The 11,297-nt window shown below is 67.7% G+C and carries 11 protein-coding genes; 5 read left to right on the top strand and 6 right to left on the bottom strand.

The genetic code is table 11. From position 1 onward, the window contains the following. Positions 1-113: 113 nt before the first annotated feature. The 4 genes from H5T77_RS24565 to H5T77_RS24580 all read right to left on the bottom strand — a co-directional run bounded on the left by H5T77_RS24565 (position 114) and on the right by H5T77_RS24580 (position 4,645). Positions 114-500, bottom strand: a complete 387-nt coding sequence (locus tag H5T77_RS24565; RefSeq protein WP_008359714.1) for an RNA polymerase-binding protein RbpA — start codon at positions 498-500, stop codon at positions 114-116. Between the two features lie 242 nt (positions 501-742). After that, entirely contained in the window at positions 743-2,095 is a 1,353-nt protein-coding gene (locus H5T77_RS24570; protein WP_292653236.1) for an MFS transporter, read from the bottom strand. After that, positions 2,092-2,925 carry a glycerophosphodiester phosphodiesterase family protein gene (locus H5T77_RS24575; RefSeq protein ID WP_292653237.1) on the bottom strand — a complete coding sequence of 278 codons (834 nt, stop codon included), beginning with the start codon at positions 2,923-2,925 and terminating at the stop codon, positions 2,092-2,094. Before H5T77_RS24575 ends, H5T77_RS24570 begins: the two co-directional genes overlap by 4 nt. Positions 2,926-3,118: 193 nt before the next feature. After that, positions 3,119-4,645, bottom strand: a complete 1,527-nt coding sequence (locus tag H5T77_RS24580; RefSeq protein ID WP_292653238.1) for a UDP-N-acetylglucosamine 1-carboxyvinyltransferase — start codon at positions 4,643-4,645, stop codon at positions 3,119-3,121. A 136-nt stretch (positions 4,646-4,781) separates the two neighbouring features. Here H5T77_RS24580 and H5T77_RS24585 point away from each other — a divergent pair, with 136 nt between their 5' ends. Then, positions 4,782-5,810, top strand: a complete 1,029-nt coding sequence (locus H5T77_RS24585; protein ID WP_292653239.1) for a zinc-dependent alcohol dehydrogenase family protein — start codon at positions 4,782-4,784, stop codon at positions 5,808-5,810. 47 nt (positions 5,811-5,857) lie between these two features. Then, complete coding sequence (locus H5T77_RS24590) at positions 5,858-6,361, top strand: GNAT family N-acetyltransferase (RefSeq protein WP_292653240.1); 504 nt, start codon at positions 5,858-5,860, stop codon at positions 6,359-6,361. A 99-nt stretch (positions 6,362-6,460) separates the two neighbouring features. On the opposite strand, the gene H5T77_RS24595 is transcribed toward H5T77_RS24590, so the two are convergent. Next, positions 6,461-7,351: a lytic transglycosylase domain-containing protein gene (locus H5T77_RS24595; protein ID WP_292653241.1), complete on the bottom strand. Its 891-nt coding sequence runs from the start codon at positions 7,349-7,351 to the stop codon at positions 6,461-6,463. 20 nt (positions 7,352-7,371) lie between these two features. Next, positions 7,372-8,070 carry an alpha/beta fold hydrolase gene (locus H5T77_RS24600; RefSeq protein WP_292653242.1) on the bottom strand — a complete coding sequence of 233 codons (699 nt, stop codon included), beginning with the start codon at positions 8,068-8,070 and terminating at the stop codon, positions 7,372-7,374. Between the two features lie 743 nt (positions 8,071-8,813). Here H5T77_RS24600 and H5T77_RS24605 point away from each other — a divergent pair. The 3 genes from H5T77_RS24605 (at position 8,814) to H5T77_RS24615 (ending at position 11,216) form a co-directional block, all read left to right on the top strand. Further along, entirely contained in the window at positions 8,814-9,818 is a 1,005-nt protein-coding gene (locus H5T77_RS24605) for an LLM class flavin-dependent oxidoreductase (RefSeq protein WP_292653243.1), read from the top strand. A gap of 118 nt (positions 9,819-9,936) precedes the next feature. Beyond that, positions 9,937-10,434 carry a DUF4919 domain-containing protein gene (locus tag H5T77_RS24610; protein ID WP_292653244.1) on the top strand — a complete coding sequence of 166 codons (498 nt, stop codon included), beginning with the start codon at positions 9,937-9,939 and terminating at the stop codon, positions 10,432-10,434. Between the two features lie 5 nt (positions 10,435-10,439). Continuing rightward, the gene (locus H5T77_RS24615) at positions 10,440-11,216 is read left to right on the top strand and encodes an SDR family oxidoreductase (RefSeq protein WP_292653245.1); all 777 of its coding nucleotides are present in this window, start codon (positions 10,440-10,442) and stop codon (positions 11,214-11,216) included. Positions 11,217-11,297: the final 81 nt, after the last annotated feature.

Below are 11,297 nucleotides of genomic sequence, written 5' to 3' on the forward strand. Positions count from 1 at the left end.
CGACGACATCGTCACCGGCGAGGTCGTCGACAAGGACAACCTGAACTGAGATACGCCGACGGCGGCCTTCCTTGATGGAAGGCCGCCGTCGGCGTATCTGGCTGTGTCAGAAGTCAGGCGTTGGCCTTCTTCTTCCCCGGTCCCTTGCGGTGCAGGTGAGCCGGGCCGATCTCGCCACCGCGAAGCAGGTCGAGGCGCTCCTTGAGGATGTCCTCGAGCTCCTTCTCCGAGCGCCGCTCCAGGAGCATGTCCCAGTGCGTACGCGCAGGCTTCTCGGCCTTCTCCTCCGGCTTGGCGCCGGAGAGGTTGAGAGCTTCCATGCCGCAGCGCGGGCACTCCCAGATCGCCGGAACCTCGGCCTCGTCCGACATCGTGATCTCGAAGTCGTGGCCCTGCGGGCATCGGTAGGCCACCTGCTGGCGGCCCGCGAACTCGATCCCGCGTTCGTCCTCAAAACTTTGTCCGCCCAGTCGGGCGCCGCGCAACGTGCGCTCGGCCATGAAGCACCTCCTGAGTCGATCGTCCCCCGTTGAATGAACTGAAGAGCGAGGCGGTCTGCGGACTCATAACGCAGGCCGGTCAGGCCTCTTCATACCTGCAACGGTACAGAGGAGGTGATGATTCCGTGAAATGTCGAGGTTCTCGCCGTGGTGTTCGATACAGGTCCCGCCTGACCTGCGGATCTCCCTGAGAGAGTCCTGAGGAGCCGATGTCGCGAATCCGCCAGCCACCCGCGCCGGTCTCAGACACGCTGAGGAGCCCGGTTGCCGGCCTGCTCGATGCCCTTCGCGGTGTTCACCAGCGCGAGCAGCGCGCCACCGAGGACGAAGAAGGCGATCAGCGCCAAGATCGCCGGCCGGTAGGAGTCGGTGAGCTGGTAGACGAGCCCGAAGACCAGGGTGCCGAGCCACGAGGTGCCGCGGTCCATGGCGTGGTAGAGGCTGAAGTACTCCGCCTCCTTGCCGGCCGGGATGAACAGCGAGAAGTACGAGCGCGCCAGCGCTTGGGTGCCGCCCATGACTAGACCGATCCCGACCCCGACGATCAGAAGCGGGACCAGGGTCTGCTCCGGCACGAAGTAGGCGACCACGACGATGGCCATCCAGCCGACCAGGCCGCCGAGGATCACCCGCTTGGCACCGAAGACCTTCGCCAGCCGCCCGAAGAAGATCGCCCCGCCGACCGCGACGAACTGCACCAGCAGATAGATGCCGAGCATCGTGCCGGTCTCGAATCCGAGCTCCTCGACGCCGTAGATCGAAGCCGAGCTGATCACGGTCTGGATGCCGTCGTTGAAGAAGAGGTAGGCCAGCAGGAAGGTCAGCGCGACCGGATACTTCGGCAGCTCCTTGAGCGTCACGAACAGCTGGCCGAAGGAGCGTGCCACGACACCACCGGAGACGTCCTCGACGTCTGCGGGCTCGTGCCGCCGGATCCGACGCCAGGGGATGATGATGAAGCCTGCCCACCACAGGCCGGCCGAGAGCATCGAGATCCGCACGGCCAGCTCGGTGCCGAGGCCGATCGGGTCTGCGAAGGTGACCAGGAGGAAGTTGACGGCCAGCAGCAGCCCTCCACCGGCGTACCCGTAGGCCCAGCCGATCGAGGAGACCCGGTCGCGCTCGTCCTCGGTCGAGATCAGCGGCAGGATGGAGTCGCTGACCACCACCGCCGCCCCCGCGCACAGGTTGGCGATGATGAACATGATCGAGCCGAACCACCAGTTGTCCCCGGTCATGAAGAACAACAGCGCCGCGCAGAGCGCACCGGCCCAGGCGAAGCCGACCATCAGGTCCGGCTTGCGCGAGGTGCGGTCGGCGATCGCGCCGACCAGCGGATAGATCAGTGCCGAGAGCAGGGTGGAGAAGGTGATGACGTACGACGGCAGCGCACCGGGTGCGACCGAGAGCCCGAGCACGTCGATCCGGTTGTCGACGGCAGCGGCCTTCGCGATCTCGATCAGGTAGGGCGCGAACAGCACCCCGGCGACCGTCGTCTGGAACGCGGAGACGGCCCAGTCGGTGAAGAACCAGCCCTTCTGCTCCCTGGTCCGCTCGGCCGGACTGAAGTCGCCGATCCCGGCTGATGTGCTCACTTCTCGGGCTCCTCATCGTTCTGTTCGGTGGGCTCAGCCCGAGGCGTCGTAGCCTCCCACAGGCCACGCTCCTGCAGGAACGCTTTCAGTACGTCGGTGCGGTCGGTCATCAGCCCGTCGACGTCGCGCTCGAGCAACCGCTCCATCTCGGCCGGGTCGTCGACGGTCCAGACATGGACCTCCTTGCCCGCCTTGTGGGCGCGGCGGACGAGACCACGAGACGCCACCCGGATCGACAGCGGCCCGGGAAGACGGTGGCGGTGCGGGATCTGGAACGCGTCGAAACGGGCGCCGGCCAGCCGCTTGGCGATCCCGGCCGTGGGCGCCAGCAGATAGGCCAGCACCTCTCGCGGGTGGGCCGAGGTGCGCACCCGGCCGCTGGTCAGGCGCCGGAACGCCTCCAGCCGTCGCCTCGAGAACGAGCCGACGATGACCTTGTCCTCGTGGTCGGTCGCCTCGAGGAGCTCGGCGACGGCGCCGACCGACCCGTCGGACTTGAGGTCGATGTTGAAGGTCGCCTCCGGGAAGGCCGCGAAGAGCTCGGCCAGGGTCGGCACGCCGTGCTGGCCGCCGATGCGGGCGGCCTGCACCTCGGCGTACGTCATCTCCGCGATCAGCCCGCTGACGTCGGTCACCCGGTCGAGCGCCTCGTCGTGGAAGGCGAGCAGCACGCCGTCACGGGTGACGTGGACGTCGGTCTCGAGATGGGTGTAGCCCAGCTCCACCGCATGCCGGAACGCCTCCATGGTGTTCTCCATTCCGACCAGGTCGGGATGGAGCGCTCCACCACGGTGCGCATAGGCGCGTACGCGTCGTCTCTGCTCCTTCACGGGGAGCATCTAACCACCCGTGAGGGCCGGATCACATGAGCCCGCAGGCTCAGTTCACTCAGATGTCGCCGCAGCCTCGAAAGTTCGGCGAGTCGGCTCATCCTGACCGAAAATCCCGTCGAGTCGGCGCGTCATGACGCGCCGACTCGGCAGAAAATGTGGTCAGAACGAGCCGACTCGGCCCGGTCTTGGCTCAGATGTCGCGGAAGGGGGTGATGTTCGCGCCGAGCTGGTTGAGCCGCTCGGCGAGGTCCTCGTAGCCGCGGGCGATGACGTAGGTCGAGCGCAGCACGGAGGTGCCCTTGGAGGCGAGCATCGCGAGCAGTATGACGACGGCAGGACGCAGCGCCGGCGGGCAGACGATCTCGGTGCCGGAGAAGTGCGTGGGGCCCTCGATCATGACCCGGTGCGGGTCCATGAGCGTGACGTTGCCGCCGAGCTTGTTGAGCTCGGTCAGGTAGATCGCGCGGTTCTCGTAGACCCAGTCGTGCAGCAGCGTCTGGCCCTGAGCCACCGCGGCGATGGCGGCGAAGAACGGCAGGTTGTCGATGTTGAGACCGGGGAAGGGGAGCGGGTGGATCTTGTCCAGCGGCGCGTGCAGGATCGAGTGCTTGGTGTTGATGTCGACCAGGCGGGTCTTGCCGTTGAGCGCCAGGTACTCCTCGGAGAGGGTGTAGTTGAAGCCCATCTCCTCCAGCGTCGCCAGCTCGATCTCCATGAACTCGATCGGGACGCGCTTGATGGTGATCTCAGAGTCGGTCACGATCGCGGCGGTCAGCAGCGACATCGCCTCGATCGGGTCCTCGCTCGGCGCGTAGTCGACGTCGACGTCGATGACCTCGCGGCCGGTGACGCGCAGCGTGGTGGTGCCGATGCCCTCGACCTCGACGCCCAGCTTCTGCAGGTAGAAGCAGAGGTCCTGGACCATGTAGTTGGACGACGCGTTGCGGATCACCGTGGTGCCCGTGTGCAGCGCGGCGGCCATCAGCGCGTTCTCGGTGACGGTGTCGCCACGCTCGGTCAGCACGATCGGGCGGCCCGGCTGGATCTCGCGGTTGACGCTCGCGTGGTAGGCACCGTCGGTCGCCTTGACCTCGAGGCCGAAGGGGCGCAGGGCCGACAGGTGCGGCTCCACGGTGCGGGTGCCGAGGTTGCAGCCGCCGGCGTAGGGGAGCTCGAAGCTGTCGAGACGGTGGAGCAGCGGCCCGAGGAACATGATCACCGAGCGCGTACGACGTGCGGCGGTCTCGTCGACGGCGTCGAGGCGCAGCTCCTTCGGCGGCACGATCTCGAGGTCGTTGTCGTCGTTGAGCCAGCGGGTCTGGACGCCGATCGAGTTGAGCACCTCGATGATGCGGTTGACCTCTTCGATGCGTGCGACCTTGCGCAGCGTCGTACGGCCCCGGTTGAGGAGCGAGCCGACCAGAAGGGCGACCCCGGCGTTCTTCGAGGTCTTGACCGTGATCTCACCGGACAGGGTCGTCGGGCCGGTGACACGCAGGTGGGTCGGTCCGGCGCCGATGTCGACGAGGGAGGAGTCGAGAGCGGCACCGACCCGGGCGATCATCTCCAGGGAAAGGTTCTGCTGCCCCTGCTCGATGCGGTTGATCGCGCTCTGGCTGGTGTTGAGAAGGTCGGCGAGCTGTGCCTGGGTCAGGCCCTTGTGCTTGCGCGCATCGCGAATCAGATTCCCGATGCGACCTTTGTATCCGTCGGTCATGGTGCACCACCGTAACTCATATATGAGATAAGCCTGGATTCCCCGCGAAGTGTCGGCGATTCGTTCCAACTGTGGGCCCGTCCCCGGAGGGCCACTGCTTCCAACACAGTCGTACGCCGGGTGACAGGATGCCACCATGCATGCGACGACGATCCATGGGGTGGGCGACATCCGCTTCACCCAGGTACCCGACCCGACACTGGTAAAGACCACCGACGCGATCGTGAAGGTGGTCGGCTCCTGCATCTGCGGCTCCGACCTGTGGAACTACCGCGGCGCCAACGGCGAGATCGAGGAGCCGCACACCATCGGTCACGAGTGCATCGGCGTCATCGAGGAGGTCGGTGCCGACGTACGCGACTTCAAGCCCGGCGACTTCGTGATCGTCCCCTTCGACCACTGCGACAACACCTGTCCGCACTGCCTCGCCGGAGTCCAGTCGGTCTGCGAGAACCTCGGCTTCACGGTCAGCGGCCAGAGCGAGTACGCGCTGGTCAACCAGGCCGACGGATCGCTGGTCAAGCTCGACGAGACGCCGGACCCGGCGATGTACCCCGACCTGCTCGCGCTCACCGATGTGATGGCCACCGGCTGGCACGCCGCGGTGATGTCGGGCCTCGGGTCCGGCGCCAAGGGCGGCACCGCGGTCGTCGTGGGTGACGGCGCGGTCGGCCTCTGCGGCGTGCTCGCGGCCGCCCAGCTCGGCGCCGAGCGGGTCGTCGCGATGTCGCGCCACGAGACCCGCCAGGAGATCGCCAAGAAGTTCGGCGCCACCGACATCGTCGCCGCCCGCGGGAAGGAGGGTGAGGCTGCGGTACGCGAGCTCACCGGCGGCATCGGGGCCGACTACGTCCTCGAGTGCGTGGGCACCGACCAGTCCTTCAAGACTGCCTCGAAGGTCGCCCGCCCGGGAGCGACGGTCGGGTTCGTCGGGGTGCCGCACGACGTCAACCTCCCGGTCAACGCGCTCTTCCGCACCAACGTGGGTCTCAAGGGCGGGATGGCGCCGGTACGCCGCTACCTGCCCGACCTCCTGCGCCTCACTCTGGAGGGCACGATCAACCCAGGTCTGGTCTTCGACAAGGCGCTCCCGTTCGCCGAGGCTGCCGAGGGCTACCGACTGATGGACGAGCGTCTCGCGACCAAGGTCCAGCTCACCTACTGATCCCGGGCGGGGGATCGGCCGGGCCGCCGATCTGAGAGACTCGGCCGATGCCCCGCACCGACACCATGCGCCTTCGTCCGCTGTCACCGGGCGACGAGCACGTCTTCGCCGACTGGGCGCAGGATGAGGAGTTCCGGATCGCCAACGGCTGGCCGGAGCGCGACCGCGACGGTCACCTCCGTCACTGGCGCCGGCTGATCGACGCTCCGCCGCCTGAGCTCATCAGGCTCGCCGTGGAGCTCGACGAGGCGGTCGTCGGCTACGCCGACCTCCATGGCCTCGCCCCCGACACCCGCGAGCTCGGCATCGCCATCGGCCCGAGCTCGCGCTGGGGCCAGGGCCTCGGCCAGCGGGCCATCAAGACCGCGCTCACCTACGGCTTCTCCGTCCTCGACCTGAGCCGGATCTGGGCCGAGACGCACGAGACCAACGACCGCGCCAAGAAGCTCTTCCGCGCCACCGGCTTCATCGAGACCGGCCGCCACGGCACCGACACCTATCGCGGCGAGGAAGTCAGCCTCGTGCAGTACGCCGTCGAGCGCCCCTACTGATCCCGTCGAGGCGTCAGCGGCGTCGGCCGAGTGAGCAGATCGGTGACGTCTCGGCCGACGGGCGTGACGCTTCGGCCGACGGGAGTGACGTCTCGGCAGTCAGTCGATGCGTACCGGCTTCTGGTCCGGGTAGCCCTCCGGGAGCAGCATGGTGCCGTCCTGGTGGCGGTAGAGGACCTGCCAGTGCCAGTAGAGGTCGTACGCAGCGGGGGACCGCTTCATCTGCTCCGCGTAGGCGCTGACGGCGGCCACGTACCGGTCGGAGTGGTTGTAGGACCACAGGGCGCCGGACATGTCGCCGGGGGCGCCGTTGTTGGCGAGCATGCGCCCGGCGGCCATGATCGCGTCGCCGGGGTCGTTGATGTCGCCACCGGCGCCGTACTGGGCGAAGGTCGAGGGCAGGAACTGCATCGGACCCTGCGCGCCCGCGGTGCTCGTGCCGCGGATGCGGCCCATCCGGGTCTCGACCAGATGGACGGCCGCGAGGTATTCCCACGGCGTCCCCGTCTTCTGCTGTGCCTTGCGGTAAAGCCGCCGCAGCTCGTCCGGCCTCGGCGGCGTCACGATCCTCCAGTCCGGCAGCTTCGGCTGCGGGTCGGTCATGACCATGAGCTCGCGTGCCGCGGCGATGTCCGCCTCGAGCTGGGTGCGGTCGGCACGGCCGAGCGCACCCAGCTCGTCGCCGCTCTGCGCCTTCGGGGCCCGGGCGAGGTCGCGAGCGGCGGTCTGCTCGAACAGCGCGGCCTCACGTACGTCCTCGGCCCCCGCGGGCCCGGAGGCCACCGTGGCCATCGCCTGGGTGATCCGCGCGGCCAGCGGGACCGACTCGTCGTCGAGAGGGATCGTGCTCGGGGGCGCAGGCGTCGTCGGGGCCAGCGATGACGACGCGGACGGGCTGCGGCCCGGATCCGAAGACGGCTCGCTCCCGCAGCCGGCGGCAAGCGCCGACAGGGCTGCGATGGCGGTCAGAGCAGCGAGCCGATTACGCACACGCTCGACGCTACCCGAAGCTAGGAGACGCCCGGAGCGACGCTCTGCCCGATGATGGCCGCGAGCTCGGCCGGCCTGCTCAGCTGCGGCCAGTGCCCGGTGGGCAGATCGACGTAGGTGACGTCCTTGTGCTTCGGGATGGCGGCGACCGACTCGGTGCCGTCGGCGACCCATTCCTTCAGGTCGGCAGCGGTGTACTCGGGGCAGACGAAGACCGCCGGGACCGAGTAGCGGCGTTCGTCGCCGAGCTCGAACGGCTCAGAGGTCAGGCTGGCGGGGGAGGGCCGCAGCAGCGCTTCGAAGGCTGCGCGGTCGAGGTCGCGTACGTCGGCCTCGTCGAACTCCTCCCACGGCACCGGCGGCAGATCGGCGCCGTCGGTCGGAAAGTTCTTGGCCGGGATCATGCCCGGCTCCGCCGGCCAGCCGCCGACGTAGACCACGGTCGCGACCCTGTCGACGCGGGCGTCCAGCGCGGCGCCGGCGACCGCGCAGCCCATCGAGTGCCCGACGAGGATCACCGGCTCGACCGCCGCGTCGATGGCCGCGACCACGGCAGCGACCTGGTCGGCGACGTGCACGCCGGATCGGTCCGTCGCGGCCGACTCGAGGCCGGGCAGGGTGAGTGGTCGCGGCGTGTGGCCGGCGGCGGTCAGATGGGCGACGACGAGGTTCCATGAGGAAGCGTCGAGCCAGAGGCCGGGTACGAGAACGATGTCCATGAGGCGATCCTTCACCTGGTTGCGGACGATCCGCTTCCGCCACTCACTCGAGTCTCAGCTTGCCGGCTTTCGCACAAAAGAACGGTGACCACCGCGGCTGCGGTGGTCACCATGCTGGACGCCCGAGACAGCTGACGTCAGATCTGTTCAGCGAGCGCCGGCGCCCTCCAGAAGCTCCGCGACCTCGTGGGCGCGGCAGTCGCAGTCGGCGTCACACGGCAAGAAGCGATGACGTGCGTGGCCGCAGTCGCGGCACGGCATGTCGTGAGAAAGCGTGAAGCTTTGCACCTCAACGGTGTCCCACATAATCTATTCATCCCCCAAAGAATGGTGATCGGTGTTTATCGGTGAACTGCCTGATATGTAACACGATAATCCTCGACTTCGGAAGAGCTGGGACAACACGCCGAGACAATGTTTTCCCTGGTCAGTCGACCGATATGCTTATTCGGTCGACCGATAGATAAACTCATAAGGGCCTGCTGTTGGTGCGGTGTAGACGTCCGATTTACGGCGCGTAAGGGGTGCTCTCGGGGCGTTGGGAGAATGAGAACAGAACGCAGACCGGCGCACCACCACCGACAAGGTGGTGTCAGTCTGGCCGCGGTTCCGGAGAGCAGAACGCACAGAGGCGAAGGTCCCGGGTCGTCTAGCCGACCTGAGTTGGGCACCTCTCGACCCCGGTGGGCGGGAATCCCGCGGGTCTGTTGAGAGTTCTACTACCTGTGAAGAACATCGGATTCTTGTCTTTCGGTCACTGGACACCGTCGCCCCACTCCCAGACCCGGTCGGCACGGGACGCGCTGATCCAGGGGATCGACCTCGCGGTCGCCGCCGAGGAACTGGGTGTCGACGGCGCGTACTTCCGGGTCCATCACTTCGCTCGGCAGTACGCCTCGCCCTTCCCGCTCCTCTCTGCGATCGGCGCCCGCACCTCGAAGATCGAGATCGGCACCGGGGTCATCGACATGCGCTACGAGAACCCGCTCTACATGGCCGAGGACTCCGCGGCCGCCGACCTGATCTCCGGTGAGCGCCTGCAGCTCGGAATCAGCCGCGGCTCACCCGAGCAGGTCATCGACGGCTGGCGCTACTTCGGCTACGACCCCGGCGACAACGCCTCCGAGGCCGACATGGCCCGTGCGCACACCGAGACGTATCTCAAGATCATCGAAGGTGCGCAGTTCGCCGAGCCCAATCCGCGGCCGATGTTCCCCAACCCGCCCGGAAAGCTTCGCGTCGAGCCCTACTCCGAGACCCTGCGTGACCGGATCTGGTGGGGATCGAGCTCGCTGGCGACCGCACGCTGGGCTGCCGGCCTCGGTCTGAACCTGCAGAGCTCGACCCTCAAGAACGACGAGAACGGCAAGCCGTTCCACATCCAGCAGCGGGAGCAGATCGAGGCGTACCGCGAAGCCTGGAAGGAAGCCGGACATGTGCGGGAACCGCGCGTGTCGGTCTCGCGATCCGTCTTCGCCCTCGTCAACGACGAGGATCGTCGCTACTTCGGCCTCGATCGGCAGACCAAGGACCAGATCGGCAACATCGACGACCAGACCCGCGCCATCTTCGGGCGCTCGTACGCCGCCGAGCCCGACGTCCTGGTCCAGGAGCTGGCCGAGGACGAGGCGATCCAGGCCGCCGACACGCTGCTGCTCACCGTCCCGAACCAGCTCGGCGTCGACTACAACGCACATGTCCTGGAGAGCATCCTGACCCACCTCGCCCCTGCTCTCGGCTGGCGATAGCGTCGTTCGGACCGCGCGCCCTCCGGGTCACAATAGGGCGCATAATCGTTGTCAACCGCCCAGCGTGGATGCGCAATTGCTACCGTGCGGGGCGACCGATATTCAAAGGGGACCCCTGTTGGCTACGTACGCTGAGCTGCTCGACGTCTATCTTCGCGAGCCCGACCCGGAGTCGCTGAGAGCCTTGCGTGAGGCGATCCTCGAGGCTCCCAACTTCCGGCCCGACCTCGAGATCACCGAGATGATCGCTCCGATGATGTCGGTCGGCGACTACGCCGGCGCCGTCGCCGCGGTCCACGGGCTGATGCCCGGCGCGATCTTCAGCCCCTCGGCCCATGCCGCGCTCGCTGACGCCCAGCGCGGCCTCGGCAACCCGGAGCAGGCTCAGCGCGAGTCGATCCTGGCGCAGGCGGCCCTCGACAGCATCATCAGCACCGGCGACGGCACCGAGTCCGAGCCGTGGTCGGTGCTGCGCACCAGCGACGCCTACGACGTCGTGCTGGCCTCGGGCAAGACACCGCGTTCACAGGTCGCGGTCGGCAACCTGGACCGGATCGTGTGCACCGACTCGACGGTCTGGTTCTTCGACATCACCACCGAGCTCGCCAGGAGCTGACCCCGGTGACCAGGTCGGTGCTGATCACCGGGGCGGCCGCCGGCATCGGCCGTGCGACCGCGCTGCGCTTCGCCCGTGAGGGGTGGCTGGTCGGCGCCTATGACATCGACCTCGACGGCTTGGCGTCCCTGGCCGCCGAGGTCGAGGCGCTGAGCGGGTCCGTGGTCACCGGCCTCCTCGACGTACGCGACGCGAGGTCCTGGCAGGACGCCCTGGACGGCTTCGTCGCTGTGAGCGGGGGCAGCCTCGACGTACTCGTCAACAACGCCGGGATCATCTCGATCGGCAGGTTCGCCGACCTTCCGCTTGACGGGCAGCAGGCGATCATCGACGTCAACGTCAAGGGCCTCGTCAACGGCTGCCACCTGGCGCGCCCGTTCCTGCGCCGCGGCTCCCACGTCGTCAACCTCGCCTCTGCCTCGGCGATCTACGGCCAGCCGGGGATGGCGATCTACTCCGCCACCAAGTTCGCCGTACGCGGCCTCTCCGAGGCCCTCGACCTGGAATGGTCCGCGGACGGGATCACCGTGACCGCCCTGTGGCCGCTCTTCGCCGACACCTCGATGGTGTGGGGCCACGACTTTCCAGCGCTGCGGCGGCTCAAGGTCTCGCTCACCGCCGACGACGTCGCCGAGTCCGTCTACGCGGCCGCGACAAGCGGCCACGGTCTCCTCGGTGGAGTCCACCGAGGCGTCGGCGCCAAGGCCAGGGTCCTCATCGCCATCTCCGAGGTCAGCCCGAGCTGGGCCAACCGGCTCTTCAACCGGCTGATCTCCACCTGACCCCGCCCCGCCGAATCGGTAGTTGTGGGCGACGAAAGGTGATTTTAGTGGCCCACCACAACGGTTTCGGCCCGCCAGGAG

The organism is Nocardioides sp. (genome assembly GCF_014360585.1).
In the GTDB taxonomy this organism is placed as follows: domain Bacteria; phylum Actinomycetota; class Actinomycetes; order Propionibacteriales; family Nocardioidaceae; genus Nocardioides.

Coding starts and splice junctions, on each gene's coding strand:
- H5T77_RS24590 (WP_292653240.1), top strand. CDS start 5,858: ATGCCCCGCACCGACACCATGCGCCTTCGTCCGCTGTCACCGGGCGAC.
- H5T77_RS24585 (WP_292653239.1), top strand. CDS start 4,782: ATGCATGCGACGACGATCCATGGGGTGGGCGACATCCGCTTCACCCAG.
- H5T77_RS24565 (WP_008359714.1), bottom strand. CDS start 500: ATGGCCGAGCGCACGTTGCGCGGCGCCCGACTGGGCGGACAAAGTTTT.
- H5T77_RS24580 (WP_292653238.1), bottom strand. CDS start 4,645: ATGACCGACGGATACAAAGGTCGCATCGGGAATCTGATTCGCGATGCG.
- H5T77_RS24600 (WP_292653242.1), bottom strand. CDS start 8,070: ATGGACATCGTTCTCGTACCCGGCCTCTGGCTCGACGCTTCCTCATGG.